This is a genomic window from Enterobacter quasihormaechei, from assembly GCF_004331385.1.
Classification (GTDB): Bacteria; Pseudomonadota; Gammaproteobacteria; order Enterobacterales; family Enterobacteriaceae; genus Enterobacter; species Enterobacter quasihormaechei.
Window position 1 is genome coordinate 42169 of sequence record NZ_SJON01000008.1, and the last position, 23345, is coordinate 65513.

Here is a 23345-nt window from a genome sequence, read left to right on the forward strand (position 1 = left end):
TTATCTCAATACTCCGGCTTGTTTGGCAACTGATTAAATCACCGTTCCCGGCGCATAAGGAAATAAGACGTAAGTCCAACTCAAATCGGTACTCCTTGTATGCTAATTCATGCCCCACGTCAAACATCTGCAACAAACTGAATGCAAAATCATTGCGGGGATCGTTACCCATTAATGAATACTGACCAGACGTGGCGTGATAAACACCACCAGCTCGCGCCGTTCGTTATCTTTTCCGTCATGGCGAAACAACTGACCCAGCCACGGTATGTTGCCCAGCACAGGCACGCTATCGCGTCCGGTTTTATTCTTTTGCGAAAAGATCCCGCCCAGCGCGATCGTTTCCCCACTTTTTACTTCTACCTGCGTTTCGATCTCCTGTTTATCAATCGCCAGCGTTTCGCCGTCTGCCTGTTGCAGTACCTGCCCGGGCATATTTTCACTGATATGCAGCTTCAGACGTACGCGGCCGCCTGGCAGCACCACTGGTGTGACCTCCATCCCTAATACCGCCTCTTTAAATTCAACGGATGTCGCCCCGCTCTCGCCGCTGGAAACCTGATACGGAATTTCACTGCCCTGCTTGATGCTGGCCGGCTGCATATGCGACGCCAGCAGCCGCGGGCTGGCGATAATGTCCACCTGCTGCTTTTGCTCAAGCGCAGACAGCTCAAGATCCAGCATCCTGCCGTTGATGCGCCCGATGTTGAACCCCACGTGGGTGGTTGCGCTTGCGACCGACAGATCGGCACCAAGCGTCGTCACCTGCCCCACTTTTCCCGCCTCCGACGCCTCGGCGAGACTCCACTTCACGCCCAGCTCGCGCAGGCTTTTTTCATTGATGGTCACGATTTGCGCCGCCAGCTCCACCTGCTCGATGGGCAGATCCATCTGCGCCGCCCAGCGCGAGAGCGTGTCCACAACCGTCTGGTTATCCCTTATCAGGAGACGATTGGTGCGCTTGTCGACGGACAGACTGCCTTTCGGGCTTAAGAGCTTCTCCGCCGCTTTTTGCAATTCGGCTGCATCCGCCCAGGCAAACGGAATGCTGTGAGAGAGAAGCGGGGCATCGAGCAAACGCTGGGCCCGCTCCTGCTCTTTACGCGTCTGTTGCTCCCGTTGCCAGGCTGCCGTATGCACATAAAAAATGCCGCCCTCTTCCCGCAATACCAGCCCGGCGCTGTTCACTACCGTCTGGAGCGCCTGCCTCCAGGGCACCCGTGTTAAATTTAGCGAAAGCGAACCGCTGACGTCCGGCGAGACCACCAGATTGCGGTCCGCCTGCGCTATCAATGCCTGTAATACCTGCACCACCGGGACATCATCCACCAGCAGGGTGACCGGTTTTGGCGTGGCGGCCCACAGGGGTTGGCTGAGTGCCGTCAGCAACAGCAATATCCTTAACTTCACTTTTTTTCGTTCCTTCTCGTTGCCATGTCCATCGCTTCGGCTCGCACATGTCGCCGACATCAACGGTCAGTTGTTGTTTATCTATCGCACTCACCCGCCAGCCTGGCGGTAACCGCATCTGCGTTTTTACCCGGTGCCAGCGTTTCTGCCCGTCCTGCATAAGGCCGATATCCATGCCGCCACTGACTATCCCCTGATAACGCCACTGGCTCAGTTGCCCTGCGGCGCAGCTCTCGTGTGGCACTGAGAAGGGATCCCGCATCCCGGTCAGGAAAAGCGGAGAAAGCAGGATCAGCAAACGGGCTTTACCGCGCATGACCGACCTCCAGTTGCAGGCTGAGGCGTAGCTGTTTGCCCTGAGGCGTAAGATCAAACGCGCTCACCTGTACGTTATTAAGCGCCAGCCGGGAAAAGAGCGCCGGAACGGCACTCCATGAGACATCCAGCGCCAGCTCTCCCCCACTCTTTTGCGGCTTCCAGTACACCAGTCTTGCGTCCTCACGCTGAAATGCCAGCGGAGAAAAGGGCTGTGAGGGCTTCCCTTGCGTAACCCCCGGTCGCCGTCTGGCTTCTGGCCACAGCGAGGCATTAATCCGCTGTGTACTGATGGCCTGCGCCTGAACATCGGCGTAGCGAAGAGCTGCGGGTCTGAGCAGCAGCCCCCACATCACAAACGCGATGAATCCCGATGCCATCAACCAGCAAAGTACGCGTCGGGAAGGGCGTGCATCAGCCCAGCGTTGATACCAGATCCCCACTGGCTACCTCCGGCTATGCAGCTGAAAAGAGAACATCCATCGCCCCTGGCTATCCTGTTGCAGTTCGCCTTCCGGCCCCGGGTTAAAACCCGCCACCCTTTTTAGCGCATCGGTCATGGCGGAGAGCGTCGGGAGTGAGGAGGCATAACCTGTCAGGATCAGCGAGGGTGGCTGGTAACGCAGCGCCGTCAGCCAAGCCTGCTGGGGCATGGCGCCAGCGAGAGATTCCAGCGCGGGTTGCCAGGCCACCGGCTCGGGCGGCTGAGAAAGGGTATTCAGCGCCGCAGGCTGCGGCTGACGGGCTTTCAATACCTTCTGCACCGCACGCGTGCCCGCCAGATCGCTTTGCAACGCCTGTGACGATAGAGACTGAGCCGCCCGCAGGCTAACGCCGCCCGCCAGCATCACCAGCAACGAGGCGACGTACAGCAGGCCCCAGAAGCGCAGGCGCCGAACACGCTGTTTCCGACGCCACGGTAAAAGATTGGGCATGCTCATCAACGTGCCTCGCTCATGGCCAGCGCCAGGGCGACGGTGTACTCAGCACCGCATTCAGGCAGCGGCGGCTGACACAGCGTCACCGCTTCCCAGGGATCACGAGCAGCATCAAAAACGGCGATGTCAGAAGCAGACAGCGCAAGCAGCGCCGCCAGCTCATTCACCGTCGCCGCTTCTGTGGTATAGCGCCGCCCCCACTGATGGCGCATCGCCCATAACCACTGGTCTTCATCCCTCCAGGCCACGCACCGGGCGGGTTCAACAGCAGAGAGAAGATTAGCCAGCGCGCCGGCATCCGGGGCGATGGCGGCCAGGCGCAAACGCAGCGCTTTCGCCAGCGACAGCAGAGTATCGACCTCTCTGTTTTGCGCCGCGGTGACATGAAATGTGTTGCTGAACGTATCCTGCGCGTAGTCAAAGCAGAGCGTATCGGCGGGCATCTCCAGCTCACGTGCTAATGTGGCCCCTACCCAGGTGAGCTGTTCGCTGTCGCGCAAGGCTACGTTGGGCCGGGGCAACGTGCGTTGCAGCACGCGCGTCGCCGGAAATGAGAGAAAAACCCGATGCGCGTGCGGCAACGTTTTCCGCCAACCGCGTAATGCATTAACCAGTTGATCGGGCTTGAGTATTTTCCCTTCCCCGATAATGCCGTCCGACAGCGGCACGGCCCACCAGCGGCGTAAACGCCAGCCGGCCCGCTCCCGGGTCAGCGCCACCGCGACCACCTTATCCTGTTGAATATGAACGCCTGTTTGCCACGTTTTAAAAGCCATGCTTCACGATCTCCTTATCGCCCGTCGGAGTGACGGCTATATCAATGAATCAGGCTTGCCTTTATACTACCGCGCGATTGTTTAGAAACTGCCCAGGCTAAACCAAATGGGAAATCTCCGGTGAAGTTCGTAAAGTATTTATTGATCCTTGCAGTCTGTTGCATTCTGCTGGGAGCAGGCTCGATTATTGGTTTGTACAAATATGTCGAGCCGCAACTACCTGATGTCGCCACGCTTCGTGATGTGCGGCTCCAGATCCCTATGCAGGTCTATAGCGCCGACGGTGAACTGATGGCGCAATACGGCGAGAAACGTCGTATCCCGTTGACCTTAAATGAAATTCCGCCCGTCATGGTGAAGGCCTTTATCGCCACCGAGGACAGCCGTTTTTACGAGCACCACGGTGTGGATCCGGTCGGTATTTTCCGTGCGGCAAGCGTGGCGCTGTTCTCTGGTCATGCCTCTCAGGGGGCAAGTACCATTACCCAGCAGCTGGCGCGTAACTTCTTCCTTAGCCCGGAAAAGACGCTAATGCGTAAGATCAAAGAGGTGTTCCTCGCGATCCGCATTGAGCAACTGCTGAGCAAAGACGAGATCCTTGAGCTTTACCTCAACAAGATCTATCTGGGCTACCGCGCCTATGGCGTAGGGGCAGCGGCGCAGGTCTATTTTGGTAAGTCGATCGATCAGCTCACGCTGAGCGAAATGGCGACCATTGCCGGCCTGCCAAAAGCGCCGTCCACGTTTAACCCGCTCTACTCGCTGGACCGCGCCACCGCGCGTCGCAACGTGGTGCTGTCGCGTATGCTGAGCGAAGGCTACATCAGCCAGGATGACTACAATCGGGCGCGCGGCGAGGTTATCGACGCCAATTACCATGCGCCGGAAATTGCTTTCTCATCGCCGTATCTGACGGAAATGGTTCGCCAGGAGATGGTGCGCCGTTACGGCGACAAAGCGTATGAAGACGGCTATCGCGTTTACACCACCGTGACCCGCAAGGTGCAGCAGGCTGCCCAGCAGGCGGTGCGTAATAACGTGATGGATTACGATATGCGTCACGGCTATCGCGGCCCGTCTAACGTGCTGTGGAGAGTGGGCGAAGGCGCATGGGACAGCAAAAAAATCACTGATTCCCTGAAGGCGCTGCCGACCTATGGCCCGCTGCGTCCGGCGGTGGTAACCCAGGCCGATCCGCAGGAAGCGGTGGCAATGATGGCCGATGGCACCTCTGTGTCGCTGCGCATGGAGGGTGTCCGCTGGGCGCGTCCGTACCGCTCCGACACTCTTCAGGGCCCGACGCCGCGTAAAGTGACCGATGTCGTACAAATCGGACAACAAATCTGGGTACGTCAGGTCGGTGATGCCTGGTGGCTGGCGCAGGTGCCGGACGTCAACTCTGCCCTGGTCTCCATCAATCCGCAAAACGGTGCCGTGATGGCGCTGGTGGGCGGGTTCGATTTCAACCAGAGCAAATTTAACCGCGCAACCCAGGCGCTGCGTCAGGTCGGTTCGAACATCAAACCGTTCCTGTATACCGCGGCGATGGACAAAGGGCTGACGCTCGCCAGTATTCTCAACGACGTGCCAATTTCCCGCTGGGATGCCGGTGCGGGCTCTGACTGGCAGCCGAAGAACTCCCCGGCGCAATACGCTGGCCCTATCCGTCTTCGTCAGGGGCTTGGCCAGTCGAAGAACGTGGTCATGGTTCGCGCGATGCGTGCGATGGGCGTTGATTATGCAGCAGAGTATCTGCAACGCTTCGGCTTCCCGGCGCAAAACATCGTCCATACCGAATCTCTGGCGCTCGGCTCCGCGTCCTTTACGCCGCTTCAGGTCGCGCGTGGATACTCGGTGATGGCGAACGGCGGCTTCCTGGTCGATCCGTATTTCATCAGCAAAATCGAGAACGATCAGGGCGGCGTGCTGTTTGAAGCGAAGCCGAAAATTGCCTGCCCTGAATGCGATATCCCGGTGATTTACGGCGACACGCCAAAATCTAATGTCCTTGAAAACAAGGATATGGAAGATGTGGCGATCTCTCAGGAACGTCAGAACCTGACGGTGCCGCAGCCTCAGCTGGAACAGGCTAATCAGGCGCTGGTCGCCCAGAGCGGCGCGCAGGAGTATGCTCCGCACGTCATCAGCACCCCGCTGTCGTTCCTGATTAAGAGCGCGCTGAACACCAACATCTTTGGCGAACCGGGCTGGCAAGGCACCGGGTGGCGAGCGGGCCGCGATTTGCAGCGCCGCGACATTGGCGGCAAAACCGGCACCACCAACAGTTCAAAAGATGCCTGGTTCTCAGGTTATGGCCCGGGCGTTGTCACCTCGGTCTGGATTGGTTTTGACGATCACCGCCGTACTCTGGGGCGCACAACCGCTTCTGGCGCGATTAAAGATCAGATTTCCGGTTACGAGGGCGGGGCGAAGAGTGCGCAGCCGGCCTGGGATGCTTACATGAAGGCCGCTCTTGACGGCGTACCGGAGCAGCCGCTAACGCCTCCGCCGGGCATTGTCACGGTCAATATTGACCGCAGCACCGGGCAGCTGGCGAATGGCGGCAACAGCCGCGCAGAGTATTTCATCGAGGGCACGCAGCCAACCACGCAGGCGGTGCACGAGGTGGGTACCGAAATCATTGATAACGGCGAAACGCACGAGCTCTTCTGACGCCGACAAAAAAGCCGGGTGGCGACGACGCCTGACCCGGCCTACAGCGTAATGCAAAACGGCAACCATCGGTTGCCGTTTTTACGGGTGGCGCTACAAACGCCCCTGCCCCTTCAGCCACTCCCGCACCAGGAACAGTGCGCTCACGTTGCGCGCCTCGTTAAAGTCAGGATCTTCCAGCAAATCCATCAGGTGGGCCAGCGGCCAGCGAACCTGCGGCAGCGGTTCCGGCTCGTCTCCTTCCAGCGATTCAGGATAGAGATCTTCCGCGACAACAATGTTCATTTTGCTGGAAAAATAGGATGGCGCCATGCTCAGCTTTTTCAGGAACGTCAGCTCCTTCGCGCCAAAACCGACTTCTTCTTTCAGCTCCCGGTTTGCTGCTTCAAAAACCGTTTCGCCCGGGTCGATCAGTCCTTTGGAAAAGCCCAGCTCGTAGGATTCAATGCCCACGGCGTATTCACGAATGAGGATCAGGTGCTCGTCGACAATGGGCACAATCATCACCGCTTCGCGCGTGGAGGGGCGCATACGTTCATAAACACGACGCACGCCGTTGCTGAATTCCAGATCCACGCTTTCAACATTAAACAGACGCGATTTCGCGACGGTTTCAACATTCAGAATGGTGGGCTTTTGTAAGGGTTTGGTCATCTTGACGGGTCTTTGCTGGGTGAACTGGCTTTATTGTGCGATACGCCGCACGGTTTCGGCAATGTCAATTGCTCTTTATTTACATTTATGCAACGTAACTGAATGCGATTCTCATTTCAAAACAAATGTCAAGAGGTTGAAATGTTTCCAGGAATTTGCTGATATCGCGCCGGAACAGGCTTTGGTATCATTACCGGTCACTGGGATGCGCGTCAACATGCTCAAGTTAGACTCCATACTTGCCGATAGCCGACCACAGAATCTCATTCATTGTACAAAAGGTGCGACTGACAACACCTGTAAGAAGATAAGTAAGATGGGGAAAGCATGAGCACCATTTTGATTTTTCTCGCTGCTGTGCTGGCCTGCGCGTCGATTGCGGTGTGGGTATTCAGGCGCCGCGTACATCGCCGTTATCGGCTGCCCTTTTTAAACGCGTTCGCCGGGGCAAACACGCGCAAGCTCTCGCCAGAGGAACGCAGCACCGTTGAGCAGTATCTCGACACGCTGAACCGATCCCGGCTTTCGCCTGGCCCTACCGGCGCCAGCACCGCCCCCGTATCGCTTAACCTGAACGCACAAAGCGACACCGTTCTGTGCGTGACGCGCTCCATTACCCGCTACGGCATCACTACCGACGATCCCAACAAGTGGCGTTACTATCTCGATTCTGTTGAAGTCCACCTGCCGCCCTTCTGGGAGCAGTATATTAACGATGAAAACAGCGTCGAGCTCATCCATACCGATACGTTGCCGCTGGTTATTTCCCTTAATGGTCATACCCTGAGCGAATATGTTCAGGAAGCGCCACGCTTTGCGCTGGAGCGCGCGAGCGGAACGCAGGCCTCCATTCGCGGTGAAGAGACAGAGCAGATTGAACTGCTGAACATCCGTCAGGAGACGCATGAAGAGTACATCCTGAGCCGCCCGGATGGCATTCGCGAAGCGGTGCTGATTGTCGTCTCGTTCCTGCTCTTTTTCATCTGCCTGCTGACGCCGGACGTGTTTGTTCCGTGGCTCGCGGGTGGCGCGGTACTGCTTCTGGCCGCCGGACTGTGGGGCATATTTGCCCCGCCGGCAAAAACCTCGTTACGTGAAATTCACTGCCTGCGCGGAACCCCAAAACGCTGGGGACTGTTCGGCGAGAACGATCAGGAACATATCAACAATATCTCGCTCGGGATCATCGATCTTATCTATCCGCGCCACTGGCAGCCGTGGATTGCGCAGGACCTGGGCCAAAAAACGGATATTGATATCTATCTCGACCGCCACGTTGTACGCCAGGGACGTTATTTGTCCCTGCACGATGAAGTGAAAAACTTCCCGCTTCAGCACTGGCTTCGCAGCGCGGTGATTGCCGGTGGTGCTGCGCTCGTCTTCGTTATGCTGCTGCTCTTCGTGCCGCTGGATATGCCAATTAAGTTTACCCTGTCGTGGATCAAAGGGGCGCAAACCGTGGAAGCCACCAGCGTCCAGCAGCTTGAAGAAGCGGGTGTCCGCGTGGGAGATACGTTGCGGCTGAAAGGTACCGGGATGTGTAATATCCACACACCGGGCGCCTGGAACACGCGCCAGAACTCGCCGTTCGCGCCGTTCGACTGCTCTCAGATCATCTGGAATAATGCCTCTCCGCTGCCGCTGCCGGAATCGGATGTGGTCAATAAGGCCACCGCGCTCACCCAGACGATTAATCGCCAGCTCCATCCGAAACCGGATGATGATTCTCGCGTGAGCCCTGCCCTGCGCTCGGCCATTCAGAAGTCGGGCATGGTGCTGCTGGATAACTTTGGCGAAATCGTCCTGAAAACTGAAGATCTCTGTTCCGCTCAGGATGACTGTATCCGGCTTAAGAACGCGCTGGTCAACCTCGGCAACAGCAAGGACTGGGATGCGCTGGTGAAACGCGCCGAAGCGGGACGCCTCGACGGCGTGAACGTGCTTCTGCGTCCGGTCAGCGCCGAGTCGCTGGATAACCTGGTGGCGACGTCTACCGCCCCCTTCGTGCTGCGAGAAACCACCCGTGCGGCCCAGGCGCTTAACAGCCCGGCGCCAGGCGGATTTGTGATTGCCAGCGATGAAGGCAGCGACCTGGTGGATCAACCCTACCCGCAGGTTTCACTTTATGACTATCCTGCTCAGGAACAGTGGAGCGAATTTCAGCGTCTGGCGCAGATGCTGATGCGAACGCCGTTCAGCGCAGAAGGGATCGTCACTACCCTGTTTACCGACGCCAACGGCACGCGTCATATTGGCCTGCACCGCATGCCGGACAGCGCTGGCCTGTGGCGCTACGTAGGAACATCTCTGCTGCTGATTGCGATGCTGGCGTGCATTGTCTGGAACGGTTATCAGGCCGTACGCCGCTACCAGCGCTCCCGCACGCGACTGGCAGACATCCAGGCCTACTACGAAAATTGCCTTAACCCGAAACTGATCTCCTCTTCTGAGAGCCTGATCGGATAACGTCCCTGCGCGACAAGTTGTGCTACCCTGTCGCGCACGTTTCTTCTGGCTGGAGTTCCCCCTTATGCATCTTGATATCGACTGGCAGGCGGTCGATACCGTCCTGCTTGATATGGACGGCACGCTGCTCGATCTCGCCTTTGATAACTATTTCTGGCAAAAGCTGGTCCCGGAAACATACGGTGAACAGCAGGGGATCTCCCCGGCGGAAGCGCAGGAATTCATTCGCTCGCAATATAGCGCGGTGCAGCATACGCTAAACTGGTACTGTCTTGACTACTGGAGCGAGCGACTCGGTCTGGATATTTGTGCCATGACCACCGCCCAGGGCGCACGCGCCGTACTGCGTGACGATACGGTCCCGTTTCTGGACGCGCTGAAAGCCTGCGGTAAGCGCCGCATTTTGCTGACAAATGCGCATCCCCATAACCTGGCCGTGAAGCTGGAACATACCGGTCTTGCTTCACACCTTGATTTATTGCTTTCCACCCACACATTTGGTTATCCGAAAGAGGATCAGCGGTTGTGGCATGCCGTGGTGGAAGAGACCGGTTTACAGCCGGAACGGACGCTGTTCATTGACGACAGCGAGCCCATTCTGGATTCTGCGGCCGCATTTGGCATTCGCTATTGCCTGGGCGTGACCAATCCTGATTCCGGCCTGGCTGAAAAAAGCTATCTGCGACATCCGGGGCTGAACGACTATCGCCGGATGATCCCCTCACTTACCGTGAAGGAGACGCCATGAAAGAAAAACCCTCTGATGGGGTAAGACTGGATAAATGGCTGTGGGCCGCCCGTTTTTATAAAACGCGCGCCCTTGCCCGTGAAATGGTTGATGGCGGAAAGGTGCATTACAACGGCCAGCGCAGCAAACCGAGCAAGCTGGTTGAACTGAATGCCACGTTGACGCTTCGCCAGGGCAACGATGAAAAAACGGTCGTGGTGAAAGCCATTACCGAACAGCGGCGGCCCGCAACCGAAGCCGTTTTGCTTTATGAAGAGACGGCCCAGAGCATAGAGAAGCGTGAGAAAACCGCGCTGGCGCGCAAAATGAATGCGCTGACCATGCCTCACCCGGACCGGCGACCGGATAAAAAAGAGCGCCGCGATCTGATGAAATTTAAACACGGTGAGAACGAGTAACCCTCACCTGCACGAGAGATGAAAATGGCCCAACACGACCAATTACACCGCTATCTGTTTGAACAATTCGCCGTGCGCGGCGAGCTGGTCACCGTATCCGAAACCTGGAAACAGATTCTGGAAAACCACAACTACCCGCTGCCGGTGAAAACCCTGTTGGGCGAACTGCTGGTTGCCACCAGCCTGCTGACCGCCACGCTGAAATTCGCAGGCGATATTACCGTACAGTTGCAGGGCGATGGCCCAATGTCGCTGGCGGTAATCAACGGCAATAACCAGCAGCAAATGCGCGGCGTGGCGCGCGTTCAGGGCGATATCCCTGAAAATGCCGATCTGAAAACGCTGGTCGGTAACGGCTACCTGGTCATCACCATCTCGCCTGAAGAAGGTGAGCGCTATCAGGGCGTGGTCGGTCTGGAAGGCGATACGCTTGCCGCCTGCCTGGAAGATTATTTCATGCGTTCCGAACAGCTGCCAACCCGCCTGTTCATCCGTACCGGTGAAGTTGACGGCCAGCCTGCCGCCGGCGGTATGCTGCTCCAGGTTCTGCCTGCGCAGGATGCGCAGACCAATGATTTCGAGCATCTGGCAACGCTGACGGAAACCATCAAAGCGGAAGAGCTGTTCACCCTGTCGGCGACCGACGTGCTGTGGCGTCTGTACCACGAAGAAGAAGTGACGGTTTACGATCCGCAGGCGGTGGAATTTAAGTGCACCTGCTCTCGCGAGCGTTGTGCTGGCGCACTGAAAACCCTGCCGGATGAAGAGATCGACAGCATCATGGCGGAAGACGGTGAAATCGATATGCACTGTGACTACTGCGGTACGCACTACGTGTTCAATTCGATGGATATCGCGGAGATCCGCAATAACGCCTCTCCGGCGGATCCGCAGGTTCACTAAGCTCTGAGCCAGTTGCCCGGCGGCGCTATGCTCGCACGGGCCTACAATGAATGGTGCAATTTTTTAATATGATTGCTAATTGTAGGCCGGGTAAGCGTAGCGCCACCCGGCAAGAAAGAGCGCTAACGCCACTGCGCATTGTTGTAACTGTCGTAGCTCATATCGACACGCTCCCCAAAAATCTCAATATCCGCCCAGGGCTTCACGACAGATTTCACTTTCCTCTGCCTTAATGCGCGGTCAAGTTCTTCTCTGGTCAACGCCTCCGGCATTTTCCACGCGTCCCCGGCGAGCCTCCAGCCCGTGTCGGTTTGTGTGTAAGCCATAATCGTGCGATCGGTAAATTGAAATAGCACGGCTTCCGGCTTGCCGTCGCTGTTAAGATCCAGCGGCATGAGTAAACAGTTACTCTGGGCGCTATCGCAGCTCTCAAAGCGATACTGATTGCTGAGCATGGCTTGCCACAATGCCTTATCAGGACGCGCCATTCCCGGTGCGAGCTGAACCTGTTTTTCCAGCATCGCGGCGGTCATCTTACCTGCTCCGCCAGCGTTCCCGGAGAGAAGACCATTTATTTCACGCTGGCGTTTTGGGTTAGAGATAAACTGCGGATCGTTTTGCAGCGTGAGCATCGCCTCCCGCCCCTTTCGTCCAGCGTTACTGAGCATATACAGGCTGACTTGATCCGCAGTTATTCTGCCGTCCTGATAGCGGGCCATATGGCTTGCTACGCTTATTCGCCACGGATCCAGCACGGGGGTATGGATCAACGCCAGGAAGACGAGGGAAAGCAGCCCGGTCGCCGGAATGACGTACGCATGGATTTTCTGCGGTTCACGGCGCTGAATCAGAACGCTGGCGCAAAAACCGACCGCCCAGACCAGCGCCACGATGGTTATTAATACCCCGTACAAACGCTCGGGTGACCAGCCGTATTGCGAAATGCGTAGCCACAGCGCCCATCCCGCCAGAACCGGATACGCGGGTACGATAGCTACGGCAAGGCGAATCATCCCTCGCAGCGGGGCATAGTAAGGCAGCGCTTGACGCTGTGGATGCCACACTATCGTCACCAGGAATAACAGCAGCAGCGCTAAGGTGGTCAGCAAGCCCGCGGCGGATATTCTGGCTGAAATGGATTCAAAGCCGACAAAAGGCAACGCGCCAATAAAGAGCAGCGCCAGCGCCGCCATCAGGGGAAGCAGACCGGTGGCGATGAGGGTCAGCAAATTTTGCAGGGCAAGGATTAACCTTACCTGCATGCGCGTGAGCACGGCCGCACTGGCAGAAACCACGCCAATCGCCACTGAAATAAACCCGTCAGAATGGAAGAAAAGCCGATCAAAAAAGCCGATGCCGATAAGTTCGAAAAGCTCGGCCCAGAGGAAAAGCACCAGCCAGAAGAGACCATTCGAAACAAAAATAATGAGCAGCGTCAGTGCGTTATGCCAGTTTCGTTGATAAAAGTCGCTGTAGAACGAGGTAGTCGGGACAGGATCCAGACGCCGCTGAAGCCATGGCAACACCAACAGCGTCATCAGCAGCAGATGAAAGCCGAAAACGAGCATCTCATCTCTGAGACTCCAGCTTTCGAGTCCTGCAACGCTCCACTTAAGCCAGCCGCCCATACCCGCGACTGCCGCGCCGATCAACCCGAGCGCCAGCCACAAAAAAGGCTTCCTGAACGATGTCACAGCAAGCGACATCGTGGTCGTCATTACCACGGTGGCAGGAATGACGCACATCAACCACAGCGTATCAGACGGCAATTTCGCATGCCCGATGTACCAGGTAATGGCATAGCAGAGCACTCCCTGTAAAGCGCCCGCCAGCACGACGGCCAGCCGCGTGGAAGGGGATAACGTTTCACTGTTGTCCATCTTTTCATCCCTTGCTTACGAAAAATACAGTGTCCCATTAAAGCGATATCAGGGTGTCAACGGCAATATCTGAAATCATAGTTGCAGGAGACATGAATCGTTTTCCCAATGTAACCCTTACGTAATTTTCTTTCATGTATGCGATTACATTCACATTCTTCCGGATAAATTCACCAGAGATTAACCTTTTAAGAACATTTTCCCCAACCAAAAAGCGATTCCTGCGATAATCTGCCCGCCCTGTGACTGGAGTCGCAGCGTTTTCCGTTAGTAAGGGTTTTGACCAGATACATAAATCTATGAGCCCCGTCGCGGTTAACATCCCCAGAAAAACCCTACAATTTCAGGCAGTACATATTGGCTAAGGAGCAGTGATATGCGTGTTAATGGTTTAACCCCGCAAGATCTCAAGGCTTATGGTATTCACGACGTCCAGGAAGTGGCCTACAACCCCGATTACGATACGCTGTATCAGGAAGAGCTTAATCCCGCGCTGGAAGGGTACGAGCGAGGTGTGTTGACGAATCTTGGTGCTATCGCCGTCGATACCGGTATTTTTACCGGCCGTTCGCCGAAAGATAAATACATCGTCCGAGATGATACCACCCGCGATACGCTGTGGTGGGCCGATAAAGGCAAAGGGAAGAACGATAACAAACCGCTCTCTCCTGAAACCTGGCAGCATCTGAAAGGGCTCGTCACCCATCAGCTTTCCGGCAAGCGTCTGTTCATCGTCGATGCTTTCTGCGGCGCTAACGCCGACACCCGTCTCTCCGTTCGGTTTATCACTGAAGTGGCCTGGCAGGCGCATTTCGTGAAGAACATGTTCATTCGTCCGACCGATGAAGAACTGCAAAACTTCACCCCTGACTTTATCGTGATGAACGGCGCGAAATGCACCAACCCGCAGTGGAAAGAGCAGGGTCTGAACTCCGAAAACTTCATCGCCTTCAACCTGACCGAGCGTATCCAGCTGATCGGCGGTACCTGGTACGGCGGCGAAATGAAGAAAGGGATGTTCTCGGTCATGAACTACCTGCTGCCGCTGCGCGGTATCGCCTCCATGCACTGCTCGGCGAACGTCGGTGAAAAAGGTGACGTGGCGGTGTTCTTCGGCCTTTCCGGCACCGGTAAAACGACGCTGTCCACCGATCCAAAACGTCGTCTGATTGGCGACGACGAGCACGGCTGGGACGACGACGGCGTGTTTAACTTTGAAGGCGGCTGCTACGCGAAGACCATTCGCCTGTCTGAAGAGGCAGAGCCGGATATCTACCACGCGATTCGTCGCGATGCGCTGCTGGAAAACGTCACCGTGCGTGCCGATGGCTCTGTCGACTTCGACGATGCGTCCAAAACCGAAAACACCCGCGTGTCTTACCCGATTTACCACATCGACAACATCGTGAAGCCGGTGTCGAAGGCGGGCCACGCCACGAAGGTGATTTTCCTGACCGCGGACGCGTTCGGCGTGCTGCCGCCAGTTTCCCGCCTGACCGCCAGCCAGACGCAGTACCACTTCCTCTCTGGCTTTACCGCTAAGCTGGCGGGTACCGAGCGCGGCGTGACCGAGCCAACTCCAACCTTCTCCGCCTGCTTCGGCGCGGCGTTCCTGTCGCTGCACCCGACGCAGTACGCGGAAGTGCTGGTGAAACGCATGCAGGCGTCCGGCGCGCAGGCCTATCTGGTGAACACCGGCTGGAACGGTACCGGCAAGCGTATCTCCATCAAAGATACCCGCGCCATCATCGACGCCATCCTGGACGGTTCGCTGGACAACGCCGAGACCTTTACGCTGCCGATGTTCGATCTGGCGATCCCAACCGAGCTGCCGGGCGTGGATACGCGTATCCTTGACCCGCGCAACACCTACGGTTCACCGGAACAGTGGCGCGAGAAGGCAGAATCGCTGGCGAAACTGTTTATCGAAAACTTTGAGAAGTATACCGATACCCCGGCAGGTGAAGCGCTGGTGAGTGCGGGTCCGAAGCTGTAGTCCTTGAGAGGGTCGGGGTGAGGGCATCAGGCCGCAGAGACTGAACCTTGTCGGGTGGCGGCTTCGCCTTACCCGACCTACGAAAAGGGTGGCTAAAGCCACCCTTTTTTAACTCTCTTTTACCTGCCCCCGTAAAACCGGCACCGGTAACCATGCGCGAATACTCAATCCACCCCGTTCGCTGGTGCCAATTTCCAGCAGTCCGTTATGGTTATCAACAATACGTTGCACAATCGCCAGGCCTAAGCCCGTGCCGCTGGTGCTGCGCGCGCTGTCGCCGCGCACGAACGGCTGGAACAGGTGCTTACGCTGCTCAGGCTTGATGCCCGGACCATCGTCTTCCACCTGGAACCAGGCGCGGTTGAGTTCCGTACCGCTGCTGACTTTGATCCAGCCGTTGCCGTAGCGCGCCGCGTTGACCACCATATTCGCCACCGCGCGTTTGATGGAAAGCGGGTGCATACGTACCTGAATCTCACCCGCCTGAAGGTCGGTCGCAATTTCACGTTCATAGCCGCTTTCCGCGGCGACCACTTCTCCCAGCACCGCGTTCAGATCCGCCATCTCCATCGGCATTTCCTGCCCGGTGCGCAGATAATCGATAAACTGCTCGATGATGGCGTTACACTCTTCTATATCTTTATTAATAGATTCAGCGAGATAACCGTCCTGCTCGCCCATCATCTCTGTCGCCAGCCGGATGCGCGTCAGCGGGGTGCGAAGGTCATGGCTGACCCCGGCCATCAGCAGCGTACGGTCGTCCGCCAGCTGTTTAACGCCTGCCGCCATGTGGTTAAACGCACGCGTCACCGAGCGCACTTCCGACGCGCCATACTCGCGCAGCGGCGGTGGGATAATCCCTTTACCGACCTGCAACGCCGCATGCTCCAGGTCGACCAGCGGTCGGTTCTGGATACGAATAAACAGCCACGCGCCGCCGATGGCCAGCAGCATGATCGCCAGGGTGTAACGGAACAGCGGCGAGAAGTCGCCCTGATGGATTTCAGTGAGCGGAACACGCACCCAGATGTTGGGTGACAGCCAGGTTTTCAGCCAGACAACCGGCGAGCTTTTATTGACCTCAACGCGCACTTCCGTCGGGCCGCCAAGCTGCTGCGCCATCTGCTGGCTGAGGAATTCATAATGCTGCGCCCAGCGCAGGCCAGCGTCTTCCGCCGCTTCGTTGGAGTAGAGCGAAATACCCAGCTCACGGTAGATTTCCCGACGGAACGCCGGGGGAACAACCAACTGCGTGCCGTCCTCCAGTTGCAGTTTGTCGGTCATCAGCATACGCACTTCGTATGCCAGCACCTTATTAAACTGCTGAAGGCTCGGCAGGATCGCAAAGTTCAGCACCACCAGGTAGGTCGTCACCAGGCTGACGAACAGCAGGGTGACGATCAATAACAGCGTGCGGGCAAACGAACTTCGCGGCGAGAAGCGCATTCGCCTCATGCTTTAGAGCCGTCCGGGACAAACACGTAGCCCAGACCCCACACGGTCTGAATGTAACGAGGATGCGCCGGATCTTCTTCCACCATGCGGCGTAGACGAGAGATCTGCACGTCGATAGAACGCTCCATCGCCGAGTATTCACGACCACGCGCCAGATTCATCAGCTTGTCACGGGAGAGCGGCTCACGCGGGTGGCTGACCAGCGCTTTCAGCACCGCGAACTCGCCGCTGGTGAGCGGCATTGGCTCATCTTCACGGAACATCTCTCGGGTGCCGAGGTTCAGCTTGAACTTACCGAATGCAATGACTGCCTCTTCCTGAGACGGCGCGCCCGGCAGCTCGTTCGCCTGACGACGCAGCACGGCGCGAATACGCGCCAGCAGTTCACGCGGGTTGAACGGCTTAGGAATGTAGTCATCAGCGCCAATCTCAAGGCCGACGATACGGTCAACTTCTTCACCCTTCGCCGTCACCATGATGATCGGCATCGGGTTGCTCTGGCTGCGCAGGCGGCGGCAGATAGAGAGCCCGTCTTCGCCAGGCAGCATCAGGTCCAACACCATCAGGTGGAAGGATTCACGCGTCAGCAGACGATCCATCTGTTCCGCGTTCGCGACGCTACGAACCTGGAAGCCCTGCTCAGTCAGATAACGTTCCAGCAGCGCACGCAGGCGCATGTCGTCATCCACGACCAGAATTTTGTAGTTCTCTTGCATTGTGTGTACTCCCAAAGGTTCGGATAGGCCTGGAACAGCGTATTCTAAAAAAGTGCACGTGTTCGACCAGCAAATTCTGGTATAAATTCTAGACGAAATTGTTACAAAGCATATTTAACAGCAGCTTATCTGTTCATTTCATCACATAAATCATTATTAATCTTGTCTGTTACACTGTGCGCTACGTATTGTGCGCAAAGACAGTTAACCGGCATTAAAGGCTGCACCATGAAAACGCCTCTGATCACCCGTGAAGGGTACGAAAAACTCAAAAAAGAGATGGATTACCTGTGGCGCGAAGAGCGTCCGGAAGTGACCAAAAAAGTTACCTGGGCGGCAAGCCTGGGCGATCGCAGCGAGAATGCGGACTACCAGTACAATAAAAAGCGTCTGCGCGAAATCGATCGCCGGGTACGCTACCTGACGAAGTGCCTCGAGAATCTCAAAATCGTCGATTACTCCCCGCAGCAGGAAGGTAAAGTCTTCTTCGGCGCCTGGGTGGAGATCGAAAACGACGACGGCAACACCCTGCGTTTTCGCATCGTCGGTTACGATGAAATTTTCGGTCGTAAGGATTACATCTCTATCGACTCCCCGATGGCCCGAGCCCTGCTGAAAAAAGAGGTGGGCGATTTAGCCGTTGTCCAGACGCCCGCGGGTGAAGCAAGCTGGTACGTCAACGAAATCGAGTATGTTAAATAGTCCGAGAGCGCCCTCCCCGGCTGGCATTTTTTGGTGTCAGCCCGTATAACTATCCCCCTGATTTTCGATCCACAAGATGAACTGACCATGATGAAAGAGTCGCTCTGCCGCATTATTGCGGGTGATATTCAGGCCAGAGCCGAACAGGTAGAAGCTGCCGTTCGCCTGCTTGATGAAGGGAACACCGTGCCGTTTATTGCACGTTATCGTAAGGAAGTCACCGGCGGTCTGGATGACACGCAGCTGCGTAACCTGGAGACGCGTCTGGGCTATCTGCGCGAACTGGAAGACCGACGTCAGGCGATCCTCAAATCTATCGGCGAGCAGGGCAAGCTGACCAGTGACCTGGAAAAAGCCATTAACGGCACCCTGAGCAAAACCGAACTTGAAGATCTCTATCTGCCGTACAAACCAAAGCGCCGCACGCGCGGGCAGATTGCGATCGAGGCTGGCCTTGAGCCGCTGGCCGACCTGCTGTGGAACGAGCCGTCTCACGACCCGGAAACCGAAGCCGCCAAATTTATCGACGCCGACAAAGGCGTAGCGGACACCAAAGCCGCGCTGGACGGCGCTCGCTACATTCTGATGGAGCGTTTTGCCGAAGACGCGGCGCTGCTCGCCAAAGTGCGTGATTACCTGTGGAAGAACGCGCATATCGTCTCCACCGTGGTGACCGGCAAAGAGGAAGAAGGCGCGAAATTCCGCGACTATTTCGATCACCACGAACCGATTTCTACCGCGCCGTCCCACCGCGCGCTGGCGATGTTCCGCGGCCGTAACGAAGGCGTGCTGCAACTCTCCCTGAATGCCGATCCGCAGTTTGACGAGCCGCCAAAAGAGAGCCACTGCGAGCAGATCATTATCGATCATCTCGGCCTGCGCCTGAACAACGCCCCGGCGGACAGCTGGCGCAAAGGCGTGGTGAGCTGGACCTGGCGCATTAAGGTGCTGATGCACCTCGAAACCGAGCTGATGGGCACCGTGCGCGAGCGCGCCGAAGACGAAGCGATCAACGTCTTCGCCCGTAACCTGCACGACCTGCTGATGGCCGCCCCCGCTGGCCTGCGCGCTACCATGGGGCTCGATCCGGGTCTGCGTACCGGCGTGAAGGTGGCGGTCGTTGACGGCACCGGCAAGCTGGTCGCCACCGACACCATTTACCCGCACACCGGCCAGGCGGCTAAGGCGGCGACGGTCGTGGCCGCGCTGTGTGAAAAATATAACGTCGAGCTGGTCGCCATCGGTAACGGTACGGCATCCCGCGAAACCGAGCGTTTCTACCTTGACGTGCAGAAGCAGTTCCCGAAAGTGACGGCGCAGAAGGTGATTGTCAGCGAGGCGGGGGCATCGGTCTATTCCGCCTCAGAGCTGGCGGCGCAGGAGTTCCCGGACCTGGACGTTTCCCTGCGCGGCGCGGTCTCTATCGCCCGTCGTTTGCAGGATCCGCTGGCGGAACTGGTGAAGATCGACCCGAAATCCATTGGCGTGGGCCAGTATCAGCACGACGTGAGCCAGACGCAGCTGGCGCGCAAGCTGGATGCGGTGGTGGAAGACTGCGTTAACGCCGTCGGCGTGGACCTGAACACCGCTTCCGTACCCCTGCTGACCCGCGTGGCAGGCCTGACCCGCATGATGGCGCAGAATATCGTCGCCTGGCGCGATGAGAACGGTCAGTTCCAGAACCGCCAGCAGTTGCTGAAGGTGAGCCGCCTCGGGCCGAAAGCGTTTGAGCAGTGCGCGGGCTTCCTGCGCATCAACCACGGCGATAACCCGCTGGATGCCTCCACCGTTCACCCGGAAGCGTACCCGGTCGTTGAGCGTATTCTGGCCGCCACCCAGCAGGCGCTGAAAGACCTGATGGGCGACAGCAGCGCGCTGCGTAACCTGAAGGCGGTGGATTTCACCGACGAACAGTTCGGCGTGCCGACGGTGACCGACATCATCAAAGAGCTGGAAAAACCGGGCCGCGATCCGCGTCCTGAGTTCAAAACCGCGACCTTTGCTGACGGCGTGGAAACCATGAATGACCTGCTCCCGGGCATGGTGCTGGAAGGTGCGGTGACCAACGTGACCAACTTCGGCGCGTTTGTGGATATCGGCGTGCATCAGGATGGTCTGGTGCATATCTCTTCCCTCGCCGATAAGTTCGTTGAAGATCCGCACACCGTGGTCAAAGCGGGCGACATCGTGAAGGTGAAAGTGCTGGAAGTGGATCTCCAGCGCAAGCGTATCGCCCTGACCATGCGTCTGGACGAGCAGCCGGGCGACACCAGCGCGCGCCGTGGCGGTAATGGCGGTGGCCGTGAACAGCAGCGCCCGGCAGCGAAAGCCGCGAAGCCACGCGGACGCGACGCACAGCCGGCGGGCAACAGCGCGATGATGGATGCGCTGGCAGCGGCAATGGGTAAGAAACGCTAAATCTGTAATTGCCCGGTGGCGCTACGCTTACCGGGCCTACGATTTTGTAGGCCGGGCAAATGCAGTGCCGCCCGGCAAGCAGGCCGCAGGAAATTAAAATAAATATGGTGTATCCATATTTAAACCACTATTTATCACTCCGTTAACAAAATACATTTATTCTTCCCTTTCGGTACTTCCGCAAATATTGAGCAAGGTCAATCCGACCGCAAAATAATACGCTTAACAACATCCCGTCACATTTTTATTATTGCTGATAAAAACTATTCTCATTATCATCGCAGTGTAGATTATTTAACCTCTCGTGGAATCAGGCGCTATGCAATTCACTCCAGACAGTGCGTGGAAAATTATCGGTTTTACCCGTGAGATAAGCCCGGCCTATCGGCAGAAGCTGCTGTCACTGGGTATGCTACCCGGCTCATCATTCCAGGTGGTGCGCGTCGCGCCGTTGGGCGACCCCATTCATATCGAAACCCGACGCGTTAATCTGGTTCTGCGAAAAAAAGATCTCGCATTAATTGAAGTTGAATCTTTATCCCGTTAACAAGCCAGCGGTTTCAGTGAGTCTACTACAATGAAAAAATTAACTATTGGCTTAATTGGCAATCCTAATTCCGGCAAGACAACCTTATTTAATCAGCTAACCGGCGCGCGCCAGCGCGTGGGAAATTGGGCAGGCGTAACGGTTGAACGCAAAGAAGGCCAGTTCACCACGACGGATAACCAGGTCACGCTGGTTGATTTACCGGGAACTTATTCCCTCACTACGATTTCCTCCCAGACCTCTCTCGATGAGCAAATTGCATGCCACTATATTCTGAGCGGCGACGCGGATATGCTCATCAACGTGGTGGATGCTTCCAACCTCGAGCGCAATCTGTATCTCACGTTACAGCTGCTGGAGCTGGGTATTCCCTGCATCGTGGCGCTCAACATGCTCGACATCGCGGAAAAGCAAAAGCTGCGCATCGACGTCGACGCCCTCTCCGCCCGTCTGGGCTGCCCGGTGGTACCGCTGGTTTCTACCCGCGCGCGCGGCATTGACGCCCTGAAGCTGGCGATTGACCGCCACGCGGGCAATGCCGACGTCGAGCTGGTGCACTACGCCCAGCCGCTGCTGCGCGAAGCCAGACAGCTGGCGCAGGAGATGGACAACACCATGCCCGCCAGACAGCGCCTGTGGCTTGGCCTGCAAATGCTGGAAGGCGATATCTACAGCCGCGCCTACGCAGGCGATGCGGCGGATAAGCTGGACGTTGCGCTGGCTCGCCTGAGCGACGAGCTGGATGACCCGGCCCTGCACATTGCCGATGCGCGCTATCAGGCCATCGCCGCGTTCTGTGACGTGGTCAGTAATGCCTTAACCGCTGAACCGAGCCGCTTCACCGCCGCCGTGGATAAGATTGTGCTCAACCGCTTCCTCGGTTTGCCGATCTTTCTACTGGTGATGTACGTGATGTTCCTGCTCGCCATTAACATCGGCGGCGCATTACAACCTATCTTTGATGGCGGCTCTGTCGCTATCTTCGTGCACGGTATTCAGTGGCTGGGCTATACCCTCCACTTCCCGGAATGGCTGACTATCTTCCTTGCGCAGGGGATCGGCGGCGGGATCAACACCGTCCTCCCGCTGGTGCCGCAAATCGGCATGATGTACCTGTTCCTCTCCTTCCTGGAGGATTCCGGCTACATGGCGCGCGCGGCCTTCGTGATGGACCGCCTGATGCAGGCGCTGGGGCTGCCGGGCAAATCGTTCGTGCCGCTGATTGTCGGCTTCGGCTGTAACGTGCCGTCCGTGATGGGCGCGCGTACGCTGGATGCACCGCGCGAACGCCTGATGACCATCATGATGGCGCCGTTCATGTCCTGCGGCGCGCGTCTGGCGATCTTCGCGGTCTTTGCCGCGGCGTTCTTTGGTCAGGAAGGGGCGCTTGCCGTCTTCTCCCTGTATGTGCTGGGTATTGTGATGGCGATCCTCACCGGCCTGATGCTGAAGCACACCATCATGCGCGGCGAAGCGTCGCCGTTCGTGATGGAGCTGCCGGTGTATCACGTTCCGCACCTGAAAAGTCTGGTCATTCAGACATGGCAGCGCCTCAAGGGCTTCGTTCTGCGCGCCGGTAAGGTGATTGTTATCGTCAGCATTTTCCTGAGCGCCCTGAACAGCTTCACCCTGAGCGGCCAGGCGGCGGACAACATTAACGATTCCGCCCTCGCCTCCGTCAGCCGGATCATTACGCCGGTCTTCAAACCGATTGGCGTTCAGGAAGACAACTGGCAGGCAACCGTGGGCCTGTTCACCGGCGCGATGGCGAAAGAGGTGGTGGTCGGCACCCTGAACACGCTCTACACCGCTGAGAATATCCAGGAAGAGGAGTTTAATCCGGCGGCGTTCCACCTCGGCGATGAACTGCTCGGCGCGGTGGAAGAGACCTGGCAGAGCCTGAAAGATACCTTCAGCCTGAGCGTGCTGGCGAACCCGATTGAAGCCAGCAAAGGCGACGGCGAAATGGCGACCGGAGCAATGGGCGTGATGGGCCAGAAATTTGGCAGCGCGTCAGCGGCCTACAGCTACCTGATCTTCGTCCTGCTCTATATTCCGTGCATCTCGGTGATGGGCGCCATTGCCCGCGAGTCCAGCCGCGGCTGGATGGGCTTCTCCATCATCTGGGGGCTGAACATTGCCTACTCGCTGGCGACCGTGTTTTATCAGACCGTCAATTACAGTCAGCATCCGCGCTACAGCCTGGTCTGCATTCTGGCGGTGATCCTGTTCAACGTGCTGGTGATTGGCCTGCTGCGCCGGGCGCGTAGCCGCGTTGACATTAATCTGCTGGCGACGCGCAAAACCCCAACCACCTGCTGTAGCAGCCCTGCGGGCGACTGTCACTGAG

At 57.3% G+C, this 23345-nt stretch carries 19 protein-coding genes; 10 read left to right on the forward strand and 9 right to left on the reverse strand.

Annotated elements, in window-relative coordinates:
* Window positions 1–171: 171 nt before the first annotated feature.
* The 5 genes from hofQ to E0L16_RS12280 are packed head-to-tail and all read right to left on the reverse strand — an operon-like array spanning window position 172 to window position 3439.
* Window positions 172–1410, reverse strand: coding sequence for a DNA uptake porin HofQ (gene hofQ, locus E0L16_RS12260; RefSeq protein ID WP_131637014.1), 1239 nt, complete (start codon window positions 1408–1410; stop codon window positions 172–174).
* On the reverse strand, window positions 1322–1726 hold the full coding sequence (locus E0L16_RS12265) for a HofP DNA utilization family protein (protein ID WP_131637015.1): 405 nt from the start codon (window positions 1724–1726) through the stop codon (window positions 1322–1324). The genes hofQ and E0L16_RS12265 overlap by 89 nt, the downstream gene beginning before the upstream one ends.
* Entirely contained in the window at window positions 1716–2168 is a 453-nt protein-coding gene (locus E0L16_RS12270; RefSeq protein WP_131637016.1) for a HofO family protein, read from the reverse strand. The genes E0L16_RS12265 and E0L16_RS12270 overlap by 11 nt, the downstream gene beginning before the upstream one ends.
* A 3-nt stretch (window positions 2169–2171) precedes the next feature.
* Window positions 2172–2666 carry a PilN domain-containing protein gene (locus E0L16_RS12275; protein ID WP_131637017.1) on the reverse strand — a complete coding sequence of 165 codons (495 nt, stop codon included), beginning with the start codon at window positions 2664–2666 and terminating at the stop codon, window positions 2172–2174.
* Window positions 2666–3439: a type IV pilus biogenesis protein PilM gene (locus E0L16_RS12280; RefSeq protein ID WP_131637018.1), complete on the reverse strand. Its 774-nt coding sequence runs from the start codon at window positions 3437–3439 to the stop codon at window positions 2666–2668. Before E0L16_RS12280 ends, E0L16_RS12275 begins: the two co-directional genes overlap by 1 nt.
* 120 nt (window positions 3440–3559) lie before the next feature.
* Between E0L16_RS12280 and mrcA the strand changes: the two genes are divergently transcribed.
* Window positions 3560–6112 (forward strand): peptidoglycan glycosyltransferase/peptidoglycan DD-transpeptidase MrcA, encoded by a 2553-nt coding sequence (mrcA, locus tag E0L16_RS12285; RefSeq protein WP_131637019.1) that lies wholly within the window; start codon window positions 3560–3562, stop codon window positions 6110–6112.
* Between the two features lie 93 nt (window positions 6113–6205).
* Here mrcA and nudE read toward each other — a convergent pair whose 3' ends face one another.
* The gene (nudE, locus tag E0L16_RS12290; RefSeq protein WP_063449510.1) at window positions 6206–6766 is read right to left on the reverse strand and encodes an ADP compounds hydrolase NudE; all 561 of its coding nucleotides are present in this window, start codon (window positions 6764–6766) and stop codon (window positions 6206–6208) included.
* A gap of 327 nt (window positions 6767–7093) precedes the next feature.
* Here nudE and E0L16_RS12300 point away from each other — a divergent pair, with 327 nt between their 5' ends.
* From E0L16_RS12300 to hslO, 4 genes are all read left to right on the forward strand, one after another.
* Complete coding sequence (locus E0L16_RS12300) at window positions 7094–9232, forward strand: intracellular growth attenuator family protein (protein ID WP_131637020.1); 2139 nt, start codon at window positions 7094–7096, stop codon at window positions 9230–9232.
* Window positions 9233–9296: 64 nt separating this feature from the next.
* Window positions 9297–9980: a GMP/IMP nucleotidase gene (gene yrfG / locus E0L16_RS12305; protein ID WP_006812237.1), complete on the forward strand. Its 684-nt coding sequence runs from the start codon at window positions 9297–9299 to the stop codon at window positions 9978–9980.
* Window positions 9977–10378: a ribosome-associated heat shock protein Hsp15 gene (hslR, locus tag E0L16_RS12310; protein WP_063449514.1), complete on the forward strand. Its 402-nt coding sequence runs from the start codon at window positions 9977–9979 to the stop codon at window positions 10376–10378. Before yrfG ends, hslR begins: the two co-directional genes overlap by 4 nt.
* 18 nt (window positions 10379–10396) lie before the next feature.
* Window positions 10397–11281 (forward strand): Hsp33 family molecular chaperone HslO, encoded by an 885-nt coding sequence (gene hslO / locus E0L16_RS12315; protein WP_006812239.1) that lies wholly within the window; start codon window positions 10397–10399, stop codon window positions 11279–11281.
* Between the two features lie 122 nt (window positions 11282–11403).
* Here hslO and E0L16_RS12320 read toward each other — a convergent pair whose 3' ends face one another.
* On the reverse strand, window positions 11404–13161 hold the full coding sequence (locus E0L16_RS12320; protein ID WP_131637021.1) for a DUF4153 domain-containing protein: 1758 nt from the start codon (window positions 13159–13161) through the stop codon (window positions 11404–11406).
* A 376-nt stretch (window positions 13162–13537) separates the two neighbouring features.
* Here E0L16_RS12320 and pckA point away from each other — a divergent pair, with 376 nt between their 5' ends.
* Window positions 13538–15157, forward strand: coding sequence for a phosphoenolpyruvate carboxykinase (ATP) (pckA, locus tag E0L16_RS12325; protein ID WP_131637022.1), 1620 nt, complete (start codon window positions 13538–13540; stop codon window positions 15155–15157).
* A 108-nt stretch (window positions 15158–15265) separates the two neighbouring features.
* On the opposite strand, the gene envZ is transcribed toward pckA, so the two are convergent.
* Together envZ and ompR are read right to left on the reverse strand one after the other, a co-directional pair.
* Window positions 15266–16612 (reverse strand): two-component system sensor histidine kinase EnvZ, encoded by a 1347-nt coding sequence (envZ, locus tag E0L16_RS12330; RefSeq protein ID WP_003861615.1) that lies wholly within the window; start codon window positions 16610–16612, stop codon window positions 15266–15268.
* Window positions 16609–17328 carry an osmolarity response regulator transcription factor OmpR gene (gene ompR / locus E0L16_RS12335; protein ID WP_001157751.1) on the reverse strand — a complete coding sequence of 240 codons (720 nt, stop codon included), beginning with the start codon at window positions 17326–17328 and terminating at the stop codon, window positions 16609–16611. The genes envZ and ompR overlap by 4 nt, the downstream gene beginning before the upstream one ends.
* 228 nt (window positions 17329–17556) lie before the next feature.
* Here ompR and greB point away from each other — a divergent pair, with 228 nt between their 5' ends.
* The 4 genes from greB (at window position 17557) to feoB (ending at window position 23344) form a co-directional block, all read left to right on the forward strand.
* On the forward strand, window positions 17557–18030 hold the full coding sequence (greB, locus tag E0L16_RS12340) for a transcription elongation factor GreB (protein ID WP_014072116.1): 474 nt from the start codon (window positions 17557–17559) through the stop codon (window positions 18028–18030).
* Between the two features lie 87 nt (window positions 18031–18117).
* Window positions 18118–20448, forward strand: coding sequence for a Tex family protein (locus E0L16_RS12345; protein WP_131637069.1), 2331 nt, complete (start codon window positions 18118–18120; stop codon window positions 20446–20448).
* A gap of 319 nt (window positions 20449–20767) precedes the next feature.
* The gene (feoA, locus tag E0L16_RS12350; RefSeq protein ID WP_006812243.1) at window positions 20768–20995 is read left to right on the forward strand and encodes a ferrous iron transporter A; all 228 of its coding nucleotides are present in this window, start codon (window positions 20768–20770) and stop codon (window positions 20993–20995) included.
* Window positions 20996–21025: 30 nt separating this feature from the next.
* Window positions 21026–23344 (forward strand): Fe(2+) transporter permease subunit FeoB, encoded by a 2319-nt coding sequence (gene feoB, locus E0L16_RS12355; protein WP_131637023.1) that lies wholly within the window; start codon window positions 21026–21028, stop codon window positions 23342–23344.
* The last annotated feature ends 1 nt before the right edge of the window (window position 23345 follow it).